Source organism: Amycolatopsis pittospori (assembly GCF_013870525.1).
In the GTDB taxonomy this organism is placed as follows: Bacteria; Actinomycetota; Actinomycetes; order Mycobacteriales; family Pseudonocardiaceae; genus Amycolatopsis; species Amycolatopsis pittospori.
Genome location: NZ_JACBXD010000077.1, coordinates 18,549 through 35,044, shown reverse-complemented (window position 1 = coordinate 35,044; position 16,496 = coordinate 18,549). Strand labels below are relative to the sequence as shown.

Below are 16,496 nucleotides of genomic sequence, written 5' to 3'. Positions count from 1 at the left end.
CGATCACCACCGCGCGGGCCGCCCCCGACCGCGCCACCCGGACGGCCGCCTTGGCCTGCGTGTCGATGGCGTCGTAGAGCTCAAGCGCGGCAAGGGGTTCCGCGCCGCAGGCGACGACGTCGCGCATCCCGGACAGGGACGCGCCCGCGACCTCCGCGGTCCGCTCGTCGGCCAGCGCCAGCGCGCGCTGACGGCGGGCCAGCGACGGCAGCAGGCAGGCGAACACGAGCACCGCGACGGCCACCGGGATCGAGACGATCAGCGCCAGCGAACCGGCGACGGTGAACAAGCCGGCCAGCGCCGCCACCGTCGTCACGATCATCCCGCGTGCCTGCACAAGCAGTCCGGCCGTGGCGTCGCGGACCACCTCGACGTGCTGGGTGATCCGGGCGACGCCACTGGCGTCCGGCTGATTCCGCGGTGGCGACGGATCGTGCAGGACCCCGCGTACGACGGCGCTCACCAGCGCGTCACGCAGCGGTTCGACGACCTTGCCGAGCTGATGCCACACCAATCTGGAGCCGAACGCGCCGATCACCGCGACCAGGCCGAACACCGCGAGCCAACGCAGTCCGGTGCCTGGTCGATCCGCGGCAAACCCCTCGTCAACCGCGAGTTCGACCAGGCGACCGGACAAGAACGCGGGCGCGCTCTCCAGTACGGAACAGGCCAGCAGCACCAGCCCGCCTCTCCACTGCCCGGCCAGCGCCGAGCGGTAGAGCCCCCAGACGCTCACTGCGCGCCCTCCGTGAAAACGGCCTGGTAGGCGGGGTTCCGCCACAGCGCCTCATGCGTGCCGACCGCGCGGACCCGGCCGCTTTCCAGCCACACCACCACGTCCGCCCGCGCCGCGGTGGCCGAGCGATGCGTCACCACCACGCGGGTCCGGCCGGGCAGCGTGCGTTCGATCGCTTCTTCGACGGCGAATTCGGTGACGGTGTCGAGGCTGGCGGTGGCGTCGTCGAGGATGAGCACCCTCGGCGCGTGCGCGATCGCGCGGGCGAGCCCGATCCGCTGTGCCTCCCCGCCGGAGAGCGGGGTTTCCGCGAGCGGCGTCCGGTATCCGTTCGGCAGCCGGACGATCAGGTCGTCGACCTGCGCGGATTGGCAGGCGCCGCGCACGGCGGCCTCCCCGGCCCAGGAGCCGTAGCCGACGGCGTCGCCGATCGTGGCGCCGAGCAGGGCGGGCCGTTCGAAGGCGAAGCCGATCACCGCGCGGAGTTCGTACGGCCGCAGCTGCTCCAGTGGACGGCCGTCGAGCACCGCCGTCCCCTCGTCCGGGATCAGCAGTCCGCCGAGGACGTTGACCAGCGCGGACTTCCCCGAGCCGGACCGCCCGACGACCGCGGTGAACCGGCCGCCGCGGACGACCAGGTCGATGTCCCGAAGCGCGCCTTCGACGGTGACGCCGCGCAGTTCGAGCGTGCCCCTCCCGGGGACGACGCCGAGCTTGCCCGGCTCAGGAACCGGCGAATGCAGCACCTCGTTGATCCGCCGCGCGCACTGTCGCGAGCGGGAAAGCGTGGTGAGCAAGGGAATCTGGGTGACCAGGCCCATGCCGAGCGCGACGTAGCCGAGGGCCGCGAGGACCTGGCCGACGGTCAGCCTGCCTTCCATCACGCCGAATCCGGCCGCGGCCAGCACGGCGATCTCCGCCGCGGGCAGCAGCAATCCGGACCGCCACACCATCCTGGCCTGCGTACGCCACATCCCGAGGCCGGCGAGGCTCAGTTTCGGCAGTGGCCGCAGCACCCGTTCGGCTTCGCGGTCGGCGGTACCCGACGCGGCGATCGTGCGCAGCCCGGCGACGGCGTCGACCATCCTGGCCGCCAGTTCCCCGGAAACCTCTTGGTAGGTGAGGACGTCGTCGGCGGTGTTCTTCAGATGTGTGCGCGCGAGCATCAGCGCGAACGGGATGCTGCCGAGGAAGACGAGGGCGAGGCGCCAGTCCATCGCGGCGAGCAGGATGACGGCGCCACCGGAGATCAGCGCGGCCGAACCCAGCTGGACGACGATCGAGGCGACCATTCCGGCGCCGGTGCAGTCACCGGTGAGCCTGCTGATCGCGTCGCCGTCGGCGAACTTCGAACGCGTGCCGAGCGCGAGATAGCGGTCGGCGAGCTTGCGGCGTAGCCAGGCCGTGGCGGAACTGGTCATCCGCGCCGAAAGGATGCCGCCGATCAGGCCGACGAGGATCTCGGTGATGCCGAGGATCAACAGCCAGGAGACCTCGGGAAAGCTGGGGCGGCCTGCCACGACGGCGTCCACCGCGGCCGCCAGAGCGCCGGGCAGGAGCAGCCCCGCCGCGGTCCCGGCGAGCGCGCTCAGGATCAGCGCGATCAGGCGGGGACGATCGAGTGCCGTCACGGTGACCAGCAGGCGATCGGCGGAACCCGCCATCCCACTCCTTCCAGGTCCGGGGCGTGCACCCGCGTCCGCGATCGCGCGGCCTTCGGCCGGCACGGTTCACGCTTGTGGCTGATTTCCCCGATAACGCTCTACTCCGCATCCCATTTCTGACAACGTGATCCCATCGAGACATGCCGAAAGGCAAAATGAAGAGCGCGGGAGCGGCGCACTTGGCCTGTGCCGCTCCCGCACCTTCACCTAGCAGCTAGCGAAGTGCCTGCGATCAGTGGCAGGTCAGCAGGCTGATGGTGCTGTTGTTGCAGGAAGCGAGCAGGCTCAGGTTGCTGCCCCCGCCGCCGCCGCCGTGGCCACCTTCGAGGACCTCGGGGGCTTCCAGGGCCTGCAAGTCGAGAACCAGTTCCATGGTGTTCCCTTTCATCGGTTACCTATTTCCGCCGGCCGTCAGTGGCCGGTGGTCTGTGAGGACAGGAAAGGCAGCACGGCCTTCCCGTCCAGGGTCGCGGCGAGGGCGAGGAGCACGCCCGCGCCGCCGGTGACGACGTCCATCGACAGCCGCAGCAGCTGGTTGCCGGGGAACGCCAGGCCGCCCTTGTACGGCATCGCGTACCAGGCCAGCCGGGAAAGATGCAGGTCGATGGTGTCGCGGACACGCTGATCCGGTTCGGCGCCCATCGAGAGCGCGGTCATCAGCCCGCACCGGCCGAAGAACAGTCCGGGGTGGATGACGAACTCGCCACGACACGCTTCACGGAGTCCGGGAAGGCTCTTCAACGCCTGTGCGTCCGGACGGTGCTTCGCCAGTTCTTCGGCGACCATGAGGATCCCGGCGCCGCCGACACCCACGTACGGCAACGTCCTGGACTCGCCGTCCCGTACCTGCAACGAGCCGTCGTCGGACTCGACGCATTCCTCGATGTCCCGTTGCAGTGCCTGGTCGGCGAAGGACAGCCAGCCCTCTTCGCGGGTGCGCTCGAAGAGCCGGACGAACAGGAGCGCCGGACCGGACCAGCCGTTGAGCAGGCCTGCCCTGGCGAATTTGCCGGGCGGGGCGGCGGTCTCGAGCGCCTCGGCGAGCCGCACCGCGGTACCGAGCGCCTGCCTGCCGAACTCGTTGTCCTTGCGTTTCACCGCGAAGTGCAACTGGGTGAGCCCGATGCCGGCGAGGCCGCCTTCGAGGCTGTGGTCGGTGGTCTGCTCGACCAGCGTCGCCGACGCCGTCAGCAGTTTGGTTGCCTCTTCGCTGTACCCGAGCTCTTCGAGGGCGTACGCGATCCCGTACGAGCCGTCGTAGAACCCCGGGCGACCCGGCGGTTCGCGGCGGATCGAGTCCAGCAGCCAGCGTTCGTGATCGGCATACCGCTCCCCGCCGACCGCGTGCAGGGCATAGAGGACACCGGCGGCGCCATAGCCGAAGCACGCTCCGCCGACGCGGAACTGCTCGATGTCGCCGGGGAAGAGCCGGTCGGTGCGTTCGGGGGTCGCGCTGGCGAGGATCGCCTCGGCGATCTGCTTGCGGACCAGCGCCCAGTCGGGGGCCTCCTGGTCGAGTTCGGTCGAAGCGCTTCGCGGCGGGGCGTTCCGGGGCGCGAGCTCGGCGACGATCGCGTCGGCGTAGCCCTCCGGGACGTCGAACCGCCGCTGGACGAAGTCCGCGAGCCCGCGCAGCTTCGCCGGAGCGAGCTCCAGGAGCGTGGTGAGCGGCAGGAAGATCCACAGTTTCAGCACGGCGATCGCGTAGTCGTCGATCTCGAAGCCGTTCCGGTCCCGCGGGGCGCGGAACCCGGGTGCGCCGAGCGCCGGACGTTTGCCGCTGTCGGCGTCCGTGGCCATCTCGAAGTCGATCAGGCCGATCTTGTCGTCGTCGCCGTCCACCAGGATGTTCATCGAGTGCAGGTCGCCGAAGACGATCCGGCGGTCGTGCACCTCGTCGACCATCCGCGCCACCCGCTCCACCAGCGCCAAGGCGCGTTCGGTGTAGGCGACGATGTCGGCCTCGGTGCAATCCCTCCGGGTGAGGGGGTAGTTGCGGGCGAGCCAGCTGCCGAGCGAGACCCCCGGCATGTACTCCATGGCCAGGAAGTGGTGCTCCCAGACGGTGAACCGGTCGTAGGCGGCGGGGATGCCCTCGATGCCCTTCAGCCGCTCCAGCACCTCGTGCTCCCAGCGGAGCCTGTCGACGGCGTCGATCTCGTCGCGGTCGAGGCCGGCGAACGGCCTGGCCTCCTTCAGGACCACGCGTTCGTCGTCGGCGTTCCGGTCGGCGAGGTACACGCCGCCGCCGTTGGAGAAGTGCAGCGAGCTCTTCACCTGATAGGGGAACTGCTCGGGGCCGCCGGCCTTGCGAGCTGCGAGATGAGGTGCGAGAAACTCCGGAATCGTCACCCAGTCGGGTACGGAGAAGGTCGGCTCGCGCTTATCCGGGACCAGCGTCCCGTCCGGCTTGCGGATCGCGAGGACACGCTTGCCGTCGAGTTCGACCCATTGCTCGGCGAATCCGCCATACCGCACGTAGAGCGGCCCGGCACCATACCGTAGATCACTGAGAATATACGCGCCGGCTTCGCCGTCGAGCTTCGCGGACAACTCGGCGAGAACGCGCTCGAGCTCGTTGTTGTCACCCGGATAAAGAGTCAGTAACTTACCACTACCGTCCCGCGGGGCGTATTTGGAATTCCTGGCCAGCAGGGTGCTCCGGGAGCGCAGATGCTTGTACGACAGCTCGTGCTCGACACAATGCTCGTGCACCTTCACGAGCACGCTCTCGGCATTGCCCAGACCTGCGGAGACATGGATTTTCCAGCCCTGCAAAGGAAGATTTCGAGCAAGCGGGTGCAGCATCCGCCACACTCCGCGCACTCCGGTGCGCCAACCGGCTTCGGGAGCAGGCAACAGGGAGGCGAAATCGTCGGCGGCGTCCCCGGATTCACGCTGCTCATCGAAGAACAGTGGATCGGCGAAGCAATACGCTTCGTACCGGACGTCCATCGAGCGCCCCCTCCTTGGCACCAATCGGATGGGCCAAGTGCACCATCGCGATGGGGAATATTCCACCCGTCGGACAGCGAACGGCCAATCCGCCATACCGGGGGTTCGACTGGGCTGTTCAGGGACGTGAATTCGAAACCTACCGAAAAGTAGGCGCACCCAGGGTGAGATCAACTCGATTTCCAACCACCCGGTCGGTGTGTAACAGGATGGATTCGTGCCGTAATCCCAGGTCGAAAGGCCGAAAGCAATAAGGGTCCATCGAATTGACCGAACGCCAACCGTGCGCGCTTCGTGATCTATTCACGCGAGGTCTGGACCACTGCACGCTCCCGTGGCGCCCGCCACGCACCGCGCCGGTCGCCCGTCGGCGGCATGATCCCCGGAGGTACGTTGTCGCTGGCGGAGTAGGTAAGGAGGGCGGCCGTGATCACAGGTTTCGCGGTGACCGTCGCGATCTGCGCGACGCTGGTCGCGGTGTGGAGTTTCGTGCAGTCCGCGCGCAAGAAACTGCCGGACACCCCGCTGCTCGTCGGCCTCGGCGTCGTCGAGGTGCTCCTGGTGGTCCAGCTCGTGATCGGCGTCGTACTGCTGATCGACGGCGGGCGCCCGGGCAGCATGGCGACCTACCTCGCCTATCTGATCGGCAGTCTGGTCGTGCTCCCGCTCGGGACGTTCTGGGCGCTGGCGGAGCGCACGCGGTCGAGCACCGCGATCCTCGGGATCGCCTGCCTCGCCATCCCGGTGATGGTGCTCCGGCTGCACGAGGTTTGGGCAGGCGCCAGTGCCTGAGGAGACCGAGGAGAAAACGGTGGCCGACGTCGCACCGGACAAGACCTCCGGCCCGGGACGGATCCTGGTCGCGGTCTACGCGATCTTCGCCCTGGCCGCGACCTCGCGCGCGGCGGTGCAGATCAGCACCAAATTCCACGAAGCCCCGCTGGCGTACGTCCTGTCGGCTTTCGCCGCCGTCGTCTACGTCCTGGCCACCGTGGCACTCGCCCGCCGCGGCACCGGCTGGTGGCGGATCGCGCTGCTCGCCTGCGGGATCGAACTGGTCGGCGTGCTGACCGTCGGCACGTTCAGCCTCTTCGACAGCGAGGCCTTCCCGCACGCGACCGTGTGGTCGCTGTACGGACAGGGCTACCTCTTCATCCCGCTGGTGCTGCCGATGGTCGGCCTGTACTGGCTGCGCCGGACGAAGCCATCCTTATAACCAGGGATAAGTCTCGCGGGCGCGGCGCACTTCGGGTGTTGCGAAAGCCACTTTCACAACGTTGAACGTTGCGAAAGTGGCTTTCGCAACACCCGCCGCGCGGCCGGACGCAACGACCGGCGCCGACCACGCCACCTTTGCCTTATCCCTCGATAACTCACTTGTCGAAGCAGCCCTTTTCGTTGATCGGGCCGAACGAGGGCAGGATGAGCCCGCACAGGTAGCCGTCGATCCAGTGCCCGTTACCGGCGACGTTGGTGAGCACCCGGATCGCCGGGGCGAACGCGGCGATGCCCTTGGCCAGCGAGTCCTGGTTGCGCTGCAGCATCGACGTCAGCCGGTCGAGTTGTTCCAGCACCGGGCCGAGTTGCCCGTCGTTGTCGGCGATGATGCCGTCGAGGGCGGCGGCCAGCCGTTTCGAGCCGTCGAGCAGGTCCTTGATCGCCTGCTGCCGGGTGGAAATCGCACGCAGCAGCGTAGTGCCGTCCCGGATCAGGTGCTGGACCTCGGTGTCGCGGTCGACGAGGGTCTGGGAGACCTGCCGCGTATTCGCCACCAGGGTCCGGAGTTGCCGATCGCGGGAGGCGATGGTGCCCGACAGCTTGGAGATCCCGTCGAGCGCGGCCCGGACGTCGGCCGGCGTATCGGCGAAGGTGGCCGAAATCGTGTCGAAGCTCTTCGCGAGCTGATCGACGTCGATGGCGTCGACGGTCTTGGACAGATCCCGAAACGCTTCAAGGACGTCGTACGGCGCGGTGGTCCGCCGCACCGGGATGGGATCGCCGGGGTCGAGGACGCCTTCGCCGCGAGGGTCGAGCGCGAGGTACTTCTGCCCCAGGACGTTCTTGATCTGGATGGACGCACTCGTGGCGTCGCCGAGCCAGGCGTCCTTCACCCGGAAGGAAATGAGAACGCGGTCGCCTTCGAGGTCGATCTCGGACACCTTGCCGACCTTCACCCCGGCGATCCGGACGTCGTTGTCCGCGCGCAGTCCGCCGGCGTCGGAGAATTCGGCCGAATAGGTGGTGCCGCCGCCGATCACCGGCAGGGCGTCGGCGTTGAGCGCGGCCGCCATCCCGAGCGCCATCGTGGTGAGCCCGACGAGCGCCACCTTGACCGGATCCGCCCCGCCGAAGGATCTCATCGCCTCACCTCGCAGCGGAAAAGCCTAGGGCGTGCCCAGGCCGATCGCCAGGCGAAACGTTGCACCGATCGGGTGGCAATGTCCGTCCACTTTGGACAGCCGTTCGCCGAGGTGACAGCCGGGGCGAAGGCGTGGCTCGTGTGCTGAGGCCCGGATCTCGCGTGCTCAGAGACGTGACTCGCGTGCTTGGTCACCGAACCCGGGTGTGCGGCGCCCAAGCACGCGAGATCCGTCTTCAAGCACGTGAGTGCGGTGGTGGCTAATCGAGCCGGAGTTCGTAGTGGAGTGTCTTGTACTTCTTCATCCGGTGCAGGAGCGGGACGAGAAAGCCGTGCAGGAGACGGTGTTTCGCGGCGAGCCGCGCTGCCGCGTGCCGTGCCTCGTCGGCCTCGAGCAGGCGGACGTGCCCGCGCACCGGGTCACCGGTCGGAGCGCCGCGGAACGTCGAAGGGGCGATCTCGACCCGCGGGTTGTTCCGCATCCGCTTGGCCTTCCAGGCCGCGTCATACGTGCGGATGAACGCGTGATCGCCTTCGACGGCGATGTTGACCGGCGTCCCGACCGCGGTGCCGTCCCGTTTGAACGTCTTCAGCAGGATGGTCTTCTGGTCGGTGAACCTGGTGATCTGTGTCGTCATGCCCTCTGGACGAGGCCGCCGCGCGGAACGTGACGGCTAACGCCAGAGCGCGTCCGCCGTCCCCCGCTCGACGTGCTCTTCGTAGATCCGGACCTTGGTGGTGATCAGCTCCAGGCAGTCGTTCAGCTCGGCGATCCGCCCGACGACCTGGTTCTGGTGCTCCCGCAGCAGGTCCAGTCGCTTCTCCTCGTTCCCCGGCCCCTGCCGGACGAGGTCGGCGAACTCGCGGATCGTGGCGAGCGGCATTCCGGACGCGCGGAATTTCGTGCAGTTGACCAGCCACTCGACGTCTTGCTCGGTGTAGACGCGGCGGCCGTTCGCGTCCCGTTTCACCGGGGCGGCGAGCAGTCCTTCCTTCTCGTAGAAGCGAAGCGCGTGCACGCTGAGCCCCGTGCGCTCGGTGACCTGGCCGATCGCGAGTTCCGTCACGCGGCCCAGGGTAACCGGTTGACCTAGAGGACGCTCTAGCTCCTAGCGTTCGCCGCATGACCACCTCACAGCACAGGATCGGATCCGGTTTCGGCGCGCGCAGCACGGCCGAAGAGGTTCTGAGCGGAATCGACCTTTCGGGCAGGCTCGCCGTCGTCACCGGCGGATATTCGGGACTGGGCCTGGAAACCACCCGCGCGTTGGCGAAAGCGGGCGCACAGGTCATCGTCCCCGCCCGCCGCTCGTCCGACGCGGAAACCGCCCTCGCCGGGATCTCGGGAACGGAGGTCGGCGAACTCGACCTCGCCGACCTGGCGAGCGTCGAGGCCTTCGCCGGTCGCTTCCTCGAAACCGGACGCTCGATCGACCTGCTGATCGCGAACGCCGGGATCATGGCCGCACCGGAACGGCGGGTCGGCCCCGGCTGGGAATCGCAGTTCGCGATCAACCACCTCGGTCACTTCGCCCTGGTCAACCGGCTTTGGCCAGCGCTGACGGCGGACGGCGGCGCCCGGGTCGTCGCGGTGGCGTCCTCCGGACATCACTCCTCGCCGATGCGCTGGGACGACGTCCACTTCGAACGCGGCTACGACCGGTGGCTCGCCTACGGCCAGGCCAAAACGGCGAAAGTGCTGTTCGCGGTGCACCTGGACAAGCTCGGCGCCGAGCACGGCGTCCGCGCGTTCAGCCTGCACCCGGGCGCCATCCTCACTCCCCTGCAACGACACCTGCGGCACGACGAGATGGTCGGCTTCGGCTGGATCGACGAGCACGGGAACGCGGCCGACCCCGCATTCAAGTCACCGGAGCAGGGTGCGGCCACCCAGGTCTGGGCGGCGACGTCGCCGCGGCTCGACGGCTTGGGCGGGCTCTACTGCGAAGACTGCGACGTCGCCGAGATCGCCTTCGAGGAAGGCCCGTGGGCCGGGGTGCGGCCCCACGCGATCGACGCCGATGAGGCCGCGCGGCTCTGGGAGCTTTCCGCCGGCCTCACCGGAGTCACCGCCGTCTAGTTCCAGAACTTGATCTCGGGGTTTCCCGTCACCGGCCCGTCCAGCAGCGGCTGACGTCCCCCGCGCAGCTTCGCGTCGAAGAACGCCGAGACATACGCCCTGGTCAGCTCCATACCGCGCACACCGCCGAGCAGTCCGGGCTTCGTCACGCCGAGCTGCTCACCGAGCACACCGACGTCGGTGAAGGACGCGTGCCCGGCGGCCGCGACGCTGATCCAGCGCTTCCAGCCGGTCAGGTTCGGCCAGCTGCCCACCCAGGTCGTGTCCGGGCCGGCCGGGGTGTACTCGCTTTCCCGGCCGAGGAGCAGGAACGGCCGGTCGATCCCGGACGGCGGAATCGGCGACCACAGCCTGCCGTCCATGTCGACGCCGGCGCGGATCCGCCGGTCGTCCACCATCGCGGTCGGCGTGCTGTAACCGCCGATGGAATGCCCGGCCATGCCGATCCGGGTGCGGTCGATCAACCAGGACCACCGTGAAGACGGCCTGGTCAGCTGGTCGAGGACGAACGAGACGTCGGCCGAGCGGATCGGCGGGAGCAGCGTGGAATCGGAGCCGCAGGCGGCGCATTCGGTGACGCGGCCGTCCGGGAAAGCGGTGCCGTGGGATTCGTGGTTGTGGCCGATCAGCGCGACCACGAAGCCCTTGCTCGCCAGCTCTTCCGCGAGTCCGGTGAGCGTGGTGCGCGGTTTGCCGAAACCGGGCGAAAGGACGACCAGCGCCCGTTTTCCGGGCCGGGGCGGGGCATCGATCCGGGCGCTGGTCCGGATCTCGGCGAGCCGGGCGGGGTCGACGTCCGGGACGCCGGATTCGGTCAGGAATACCTTGGCTTCGGCCAAGGTGAGATACGGCCGCTTCGGGCCGATCGGCAGCAGCGCCGGGTAGAACATCGACACCATCAGCTCGCGCGGCCCGGTCGGGACCCAGGGGTCGCGGCGCGAGTCGTCGACCAGGTGCAGGTCCGTGGAACCGACGGGATGGGAGCCGGTCGGCGGTGGCAGCGTCAGCCGTTGGGCCGCCGAAGCCGGACTCGCCAGGGGCACCAGGGCGATCGTGGCGGCGAGGACGGCGAGGAGCCTTCTCATGGGATTTTCCGTTTCTGTCGACGAATTTCCGTCGTCCAGCCTGAGGCGCGGGCGCGTGTTCGCGCATCGGCCGGAGAGCACGTCGCCGGTGCCCGTTCGTCTGTCGCAGGTCGTACGCCGATGTCTGTCTCGCGGTGGATCCGCCGCGTCCGGTTCCGGGCTACGCTCGGCCGGTGCTGGCCGTACTCAGGCGTCACCCGAAGGCCGTGGACATCGGGCTGACCGTACTCATAGGACTGTCCACTGTGGTCGCCAGCGATGATCCGGAGGGCGCCGCGTGGTGGCTGACGTCCTTGCTCGCCTTGGCCTCCTTGCTGGTGCGGCACCGGAACCCCGAGATCACCTTCGCGGTGGGCGTGGTGGTCTCCCTTCTGCATCTGGCCATGGGGAACGACCTTCTCCCCGTCGATGTCGTGGCGTTGATCGGTCTCTTCTCCGTCGCGGCCTGGGGGTCGCGACGGCTTTCCCTCGTCCTGCTGGCGGCGGGGCTGCTCGTCTTCGGAGCGTGGGCGTTCTATGCCTCCGAAGCGAACTCTCATACCCCTGCCCCGGTGCCGCCGCGGATCATCGTCATCGATCCCTGGGCGCCACCCGCCGACGACATCGACGCTGATCAGGTCCAGGACTGGGGCGGCTTCCCGGGTGTCGGGTTGTCGCTGACGGTGGCCTGGCTGGCCGGTCTCAACACGCGGCAGCGCCGGATCCGGCTTTCGGTACTGGAGCAGCGGGCCACCGATCTCGAACGCGAACGGGACACCCAGGCGGCGCTGGCGGTGGCGGCCGAACGCGGGCGGATCAGCCGCGAACTCCACGACGTCGTCGCGCACGCGCTTTCGGTGGTGGTCCTGCAGGCCCAAGGCGCGCAAGCGGAACTGGACCGGCGGCCCGAACGGTCGCGGGAGGCGCTGGACGCCATCGTCGACACCGGGCGGACGGCGTTGAGCGAGATCCGGCGGTTGCTCGGCGCACTCGGCCAGGACGCGCCGGAGTGGGAGCCCCGGCCCGGTGCGGAACGCCTGCCGCGGCTGGCCGCCGACATCCGCTCGGCGGGCACGCCGGTCGAGTTCCGCGTCGAGGGCGAACCGCGACCGCTTTCGTCCACAGTGGACCTGGCGGCCTACCGGATCGTGCAGGAATCCCTGACGAACGTGCTGAAGCACGCCGGTTCCGGTGCTTCGGTGACTATCGTGATGCGGTACGAGCCGGACGCGCTGGAGATCGAGGTGACCGACGATGGCAACGCGGCGGAACCGCCGTCCGGCACCGGGCAGGGGCTCGAAGGGATGCGGGAACGGGTGAGTGTGCTGGGCGGCGTCTTCGAGGCGGGCCCGCGCCCGGAACGCGGCTTCGTCGTCCGCGCGACCCTGCCGACATGACGATCCGGCTGGTCATCGCCGACGACCAGGCGCTGGTGCGCACCGGTCTGCGGATGATCCTGGACAACGCGGACGACCTCGAGGTCGTCGGCGAGGCGGGCGACGGCGCGGAGGCCGTCGAACTGGTGGCGGCCCTCGATCCCGACGTCGTGCTGATGGACATCCGGATGCCGGAGATGGACGGCGTCGAGGCCACGGCCGCGATCGCCGCGGCGCATCGCACCCGGGTGCTCGTGCTGACCACCTTCGACCTGGACGAGTACGTCTACGCCGCGCTCCACGCGGGGGCCAGTGGTTTCCTGCTCAAGGACTCGCTGGCGCCGGACCTGCTCTCCGCGGTCCGCGTCGTCGCCGCCGGCGAAGCCACCCTCGCCCCCACCGTCACCCGCCGCCTGCTGGATCGCGTCGTCACCGGCCGGCCGGTGCCGCCGTCCGACGGCAAACTCGGCCTGCTCACCGGACGTGAACGCGAAGTGCTGCAACATCTGGCCCGCGGCCTGTCCAACGCCGAAATCGCCGAACTGCTGTATCTCTCGCCGGGGACGGTGAAGACGCATGTCGGCCGCATCCTCACGAAACTCGATCTCCGCGATCGCGTGCAGGCCGTCGTCTTCGCCTACGAGACGGGCATTACCCGCTGACGGCGGCGGGAGCACGCCAGTGCTTGCCGCGACGGGGCCGCCGGTGCTGCCCCTGGCGGCCGAATCCGCCCAGGTCGTCCGGACGGCGGGCGGCGAACTCCTCCGCCGTGATGCCCATCCGCACCAGGTACTTGATCTCGCCGCGCACCACCTCGGTGTCGCGCAGCCTGCCCTCCTCGCGGAAACCCAGTCCGCCGTGCAGCGACAACGACGCCAGGTTGCCGCCGTACACGCTGACCTCGCATTTGCGGAAGCCGCGCTGCTCGAACATATGCGACAGGAGGACGGTGATGGCGTCCGTGGCGTAGCCGCAGCGCTGGTGGCGAGGCGCGATCCCGATGCCGTAGCCGAACAGGCCGGTCGCCGGGTCGGCGCCGATGGTGCAGACCGATCCGACCAGCATCCGCCCACGGACGGTCTCGATACCGAAGTGGATGTCGTCGCCGTCGGCGAGTGAACGGTGGGAGGCCCAGTGCCGGTGCCCGCCGCCGATCAGCGGCGTCGCCTCGCGGGCCATGTCACGGTCGAAGCCCATCAGGACGCGACGGTCCCGAAGGCCGACCTCGCGTAACCGCACCTTCCGCCCGACCTGCTCCGGCTCCGGGGCGGAGTGGCTCACCGCGCCCGGCCGCACGGGTGCTCACGAACGATCACCAGCATCCCTTGACGATATCGGTAGCCGGGACGCGAGCTCCAGAGCCCATCGTCGGAGCCGGGAATGAGCCTGGCCACACTCACGCGAACTCCGAAACTTCTTCGAAAGTCTTTGACCGGCTTCCTCCGCGCCACAGACACTTTTTTCCTCGGCAGACCTCGACGAAGAGGGAGCAAACGCAATGAAGTCTCTTGGGAGATCCCGGTTCCGGATGCTGCTCAGCGGGGCCTTCGCGGCCGCGATGATCACGGCGTTCGTCTCCGGCACGGCCACGGCCGACACGGTGATCACGACGAACCAGACCGGCACGAACAACGGGTACTACTACTCGTTCTGGACCGACCGGCCCGGCTCGGTCTCGATGACCCTGAGCTCCGGTGGCAGCTATCGCACCTCGTGGAGCAACACCGGCAATTTCGTGGCGGGCAAGGGCTGGAGCAACGGCTCACGGCGGAGCGTGAACTACTCGGGCAGCTTCACCCCGTCCGGGAACGCCTACCTGACACTCTACGGCTGGACGTCGAATCCGCTGGTGGAGTACTACATCGTCGACAACTGGGGCACCTACCGGCCGACCGGGACCTACAAGGGCACCGTCACCAGCGACGGCGGGACGTACGACATCTACCAGACGACCAGGTACAACGCCCCGTCCGTCGAAGGGACGAAGACGTTCAACCAGTACTGGAGCGTCCGGCAGGCGAAACGGACCGGCGGCACCATCACCACCGGAAACCACTTCGACGCGTGGGCGCGGGCCGGCATGCGGCTCGGCTCCTTCAGCTACTACATGATCATGGCGACCGAGGGGTACCAGAGCAGCGGGAACTCCAGCATCACCGTGGGCGGGTGACCCGTGTTCGTCGTCGCCGCGCTGGTCGCCGCCCTCACCTTCGCTCCCGGTGCCGTCCCCGCAGCCGCCTGCTCGGGCTACGTCGGGCTCACCTTCGATGACGGGCCTTCCGCCTCCAACACCCCTCGCCTGCTCACCGCGCTCCGGCAGAGCGGGCTGCGGGCCACGATGTTCAACCAGGGCCAGTACGCCGCCGCGAATCCGACGCAGGTGCGGGCCCAGGTCAGCGCCGGAATGTGGGTGGCGAACCACAGCTACACGCATCCGCATCTGACCCAGCTGAGCCAGTCGCAGGTCGATTCGGAGATCTCCCGGACGCAACAGGCCGTCGCCAATGCCGGTGGCGGCACACCGAAGTTGTTCCGGCCGCCCTACGGCGAGACCAACGCGACCGTGCGGTCGGTCGCGTCGCGGTACGGTCTCACCCAGATCATCTGGGACGTCGACTCGCAGGACTGGAACAACGCGAGCACCGACGCGATCGTCGCGGCGAACGCCCGGCTCACCAACGGGCAGGTCATCCTCATGCACGACTGGCCGGCCAACACCGTCGCCGCGATCCCGCGGATCGCCCAGGGCCTGGCCGCCCGCGGGCTGTGCGCCGGGATGATCTCCCCGCAGACCGGACGAGCGGTGGCACCCGGGTAGCTTCGAGCCCGTGACCACCTTGGACGACCTCGAACCGCCGTGGGGCGACCCGCCACCGGACGCGACCGGCCTGATGACGACGGTCTACCGGTTGCGCCGCAAGCCGATCCGGGACTTCGAGGTGGAGGATCTGCGAGTACTGCTGGGACAGCGGGTGAGCGTCGAGGTGCTCGTTCCCCTCGCCCTTCCCCTGCTCGAAGCCGACCCCATGGCCGAGGGCCGGTACTACCCCGGCGACCTGCTCTCCGCGATCCTCGTGGTCCGGGCACCGTACTGGCGGGAACACCCGGATCACCTCGCGCGACTGCGTGAGGTGATCCGGGTGGCCCGGGAAACCGGCGACGTCACGCCGTTGCGGGATCAGCTCGACGGCTTTCCCCGCGAGAACTGAGGTCAATACACCTAGGCCCATTCCGGCGCGTCGACGAAGTGGACGTCGTACCGCTCGTGAATCCTGTCGACCTCTTCCTGCGCCAGGTTTCCGCGGAGGATCTCCGGCAGGACACGGAAGTAGTCGAACCGCTCGACGCCGGGAGCCAGCGTGATGAGAACGTCCGCGGCCGTGTCCGGCGGCGCGGCGAACGCGTGCCGGACACCCGGCGGGATCACCACGTAGCCACCTCGTTCCACGGTGACCGTTTCGGTCCCGACGAGCATCCGCAGCGCGCCTTCGAGAACGTAGAAGGCTTCCGCGGATTTCGAGTGATAGTGCGGTTTCGTGCCGGGCTCCCCGGCACGCAGATACAGCCGGTTCGCACCGAGGTACCCACCCGTGTGCCCACTGTCGGCCAGCAGCCACAACGCGGGCTTCTCGATGACCTCCGCGTCTCTTTCCTGCACCACCCAAGCGTCGTTCGTCATCGCCACCCCATCTAGTTGAAGTCTTCAACCAAGCTAGCCCGAGATAGTTGAAGGCGTCAACTGCTACCGTGGCGGTGTGACCAACTGGCTCGACGCGGATCAGCAGCGCGACTGGCGGGCGTTCATCGAAGGATCGGTGCGGTTCGTCGACCTGCTCGACCGGCGCCTGCGGGAACAGCACGGACTTTCCCTGGCGGAGTACGAACTGCTGGTGCGACTGTCCGAAGCGGACGGTCGTTCGATGCGGATGGCCGACCTCGCGAAGTCGGCCTATTACTCGCGCAGCAGGCTTTCCCATCGCATCAACGGGTTGGAGACCCGCGGCCTCGTCCAGCGGGAGTCCGCGGCCGAAGACGGACGCGGCGTCAGCGCCCGGCTCACCGACGCGGGCCACGAAACCTTGCGCCGCGCGGCGCCCGACAACCTGCGGACCGTGCGGGAGCACTTCGTGGACGTGATCGAGCCGGACGACCTCCGGGCGGTCGGCCGCGCGATGCACGCGGTCACCGAGCGGCTCGATCGGTAGCGAGCCGCGTCAGCGCGACGCCGGGGCGCCAACGGACGGCGGACGTGATCAGGCGGA

At 68.7% G+C, this 16,496-nt stretch carries 19 protein-coding genes; 9 read left to right on the top strand and 10 right to left on the bottom strand.

Translation table 11 applies throughout. The features are described 5' to 3' along the window. The 4 genes from H5J31_RS31350 to lanKC form a co-directional block, all read right to left on the bottom strand. The coding region (locus tag H5J31_RS31350; protein ID WP_181776276.1) for an ABC transporter ATP-binding protein at positions 1–736 on the bottom strand (736 nt) is incomplete at its 3' end. Further along, complete coding sequence (locus H5J31_RS31345; RefSeq protein ID WP_181776275.1) at positions 733–2,400, bottom strand: ABC transporter ATP-binding protein; 1,668 nt, start codon at positions 2,398–2,400, stop codon at positions 733–735. The genes H5J31_RS31350 and H5J31_RS31345, both read right to left, overlap by 4 nt. Before the next feature lie 232 nt (positions 2,401–2,632). Further along, a complete protein-coding gene (locus tag H5J31_RS31340) occupies positions 2,633–2,773 on the bottom strand; it encodes a SapB/AmfS family lanthipeptide (RefSeq protein WP_101613675.1) in 141 nt (46 codons plus the stop codon). A gap of 38 nt (positions 2,774–2,811) precedes the next feature. After that, positions 2,812–5,355 (bottom strand): class III lanthionine synthetase LanKC, encoded by a 2,544-nt coding sequence (gene lanKC / locus H5J31_RS31335; RefSeq protein WP_181776274.1) that lies wholly within the window; start codon positions 5,353–5,355, stop codon positions 2,812–2,814. Between the two features lie 426 nt (positions 5,356–5,781). Between lanKC and H5J31_RS31330 the strand changes: the two genes are divergently transcribed. Next, the gene (locus tag H5J31_RS31330) at positions 5,782–6,147 is read left to right on the top strand and encodes a hypothetical protein (protein WP_181776273.1); all 366 of its coding nucleotides are present in this window, start codon (positions 5,782–5,784) and stop codon (positions 6,145–6,147) included. Then, entirely contained in the window at positions 6,140–6,571 is a 432-nt protein-coding gene (locus H5J31_RS31325) for a hypothetical protein (protein WP_181776272.1), read from the top strand. Before H5J31_RS31330 ends, H5J31_RS31325 begins: the two co-directional genes overlap by 8 nt. Positions 6,572–6,728: 157 nt before the next feature. On the opposite strand, the gene H5J31_RS31320 is transcribed toward H5J31_RS31325, so the two are convergent. The 3 genes from H5J31_RS31320 to H5J31_RS31310 all read right to left on the bottom strand — a co-directional run bounded on the left by H5J31_RS31320 (position 6,729) and on the right by H5J31_RS31310 (position 8,781). Next, positions 6,729–7,715, bottom strand: coding sequence for an MCE family protein (locus H5J31_RS31320; RefSeq protein ID WP_181776271.1), 987 nt, complete (start codon positions 7,713–7,715; stop codon positions 6,729–6,731). Between the two features lie 259 nt (positions 7,716–7,974). Beyond that, complete coding sequence (locus H5J31_RS31315) at positions 7,975–8,352, bottom strand: PPOX class F420-dependent oxidoreductase (RefSeq protein WP_181776270.1); 378 nt, start codon at positions 8,350–8,352, stop codon at positions 7,975–7,977. Positions 8,353–8,388: 36 nt separating this feature from the next. Then, positions 8,389–8,781, bottom strand: coding sequence for a MerR family transcriptional regulator (locus H5J31_RS31310; protein ID WP_181776269.1), 393 nt, complete (start codon positions 8,779–8,781; stop codon positions 8,389–8,391). Positions 8,782–8,837: 56 nt separating this feature from the next. On the opposite strand from H5J31_RS31310, the gene H5J31_RS31305 reads away from it, so the two are divergent. Continuing rightward, entirely contained in the window at positions 8,838–9,794 is a 957-nt protein-coding gene (locus H5J31_RS31305; RefSeq protein ID WP_181776268.1) for an SDR family NAD(P)-dependent oxidoreductase, read from the top strand. On the opposite strand, the gene H5J31_RS31300 is transcribed toward H5J31_RS31305, so the two are convergent. Beyond that, positions 9,791–10,879 (bottom strand): alpha/beta hydrolase family protein, encoded by a 1,089-nt coding sequence (locus H5J31_RS31300; protein WP_181776267.1) that lies wholly within the window; start codon positions 10,877–10,879, stop codon positions 9,791–9,793. The genes H5J31_RS31305 and H5J31_RS31300 overlap by 4 nt on opposite strands. 173 nt (positions 10,880–11,052) lie before the next feature. On the opposite strand from H5J31_RS31300, the gene H5J31_RS31295 reads away from it, so the two are divergent. Beyond that, the gene (locus H5J31_RS31295; RefSeq protein ID WP_181776266.1) at positions 11,053–12,255 is read left to right on the top strand and encodes a sensor histidine kinase; all 1,203 of its coding nucleotides are present in this window, start codon (positions 11,053–11,055) and stop codon (positions 12,253–12,255) included. Further along, positions 12,252–12,896 (top strand): response regulator, encoded by a 645-nt coding sequence (locus H5J31_RS31290; RefSeq protein ID WP_181776265.1) that lies wholly within the window; start codon positions 12,252–12,254, stop codon positions 12,894–12,896. The genes H5J31_RS31295 and H5J31_RS31290 overlap by 4 nt, the downstream gene beginning before the upstream one ends. Here H5J31_RS31290 and H5J31_RS31285 read toward each other — a convergent pair. Next, entirely contained in the window at positions 12,886–13,530 is a 645-nt protein-coding gene (locus H5J31_RS31285; RefSeq protein ID WP_181776264.1) for a GNAT family N-acetyltransferase, read from the bottom strand. The genes H5J31_RS31290 and H5J31_RS31285 overlap by 11 nt on opposite strands. Positions 13,531–13,732: 202 nt before the next feature. On the opposite strand from H5J31_RS31285, the gene H5J31_RS31280 reads away from it, so the two are divergent. The 3 genes from H5J31_RS31280 to H5J31_RS31270 are packed head-to-tail and all read left to right on the top strand — an operon-like array spanning position 13,733 to position 15,443. Further along, a complete protein-coding gene (locus tag H5J31_RS31280; RefSeq protein WP_236005490.1) occupies positions 13,733–14,404 on the top strand; it encodes a glycoside hydrolase family 11 protein in 672 nt (223 codons plus the stop codon). A gap of 3 nt (positions 14,405–14,407) precedes the next feature. Further along, positions 14,408–15,052 carry a polysaccharide deacetylase family protein gene (locus H5J31_RS31275; RefSeq protein ID WP_181776263.1) on the top strand — a complete coding sequence of 215 codons (645 nt, stop codon included), beginning with the start codon at positions 14,408–14,410 and terminating at the stop codon, positions 15,050–15,052. A 10-nt stretch (positions 15,053–15,062) separates the two neighbouring features. Continuing rightward, entirely contained in the window at positions 15,063–15,443 is a 381-nt protein-coding gene (locus H5J31_RS31270) for a contact-dependent growth inhibition system immunity protein (RefSeq protein WP_207899080.1), read from the top strand. An 11-nt stretch (positions 15,444–15,454) separates the two neighbouring features. Here the strand turns inward: H5J31_RS31270 and H5J31_RS31265 are convergent, their stop codons facing one another. Beyond that, positions 15,455–15,913, bottom strand: coding sequence for a cupin domain-containing protein (locus H5J31_RS31265; RefSeq protein WP_181776262.1), 459 nt, complete (start codon positions 15,911–15,913; stop codon positions 15,455–15,457). Positions 15,914–15,989: 76 nt separating this feature from the next. Between H5J31_RS31265 and H5J31_RS31260 the strand changes: the two genes are divergently transcribed. After that, positions 15,990–16,439: a MarR family winged helix-turn-helix transcriptional regulator gene (locus tag H5J31_RS31260; protein ID WP_181776261.1), complete on the top strand. Its 450-nt coding sequence runs from the start codon at positions 15,990–15,992 to the stop codon at positions 16,437–16,439. Positions 16,440–16,496: the final 57 nt, after the last annotated feature.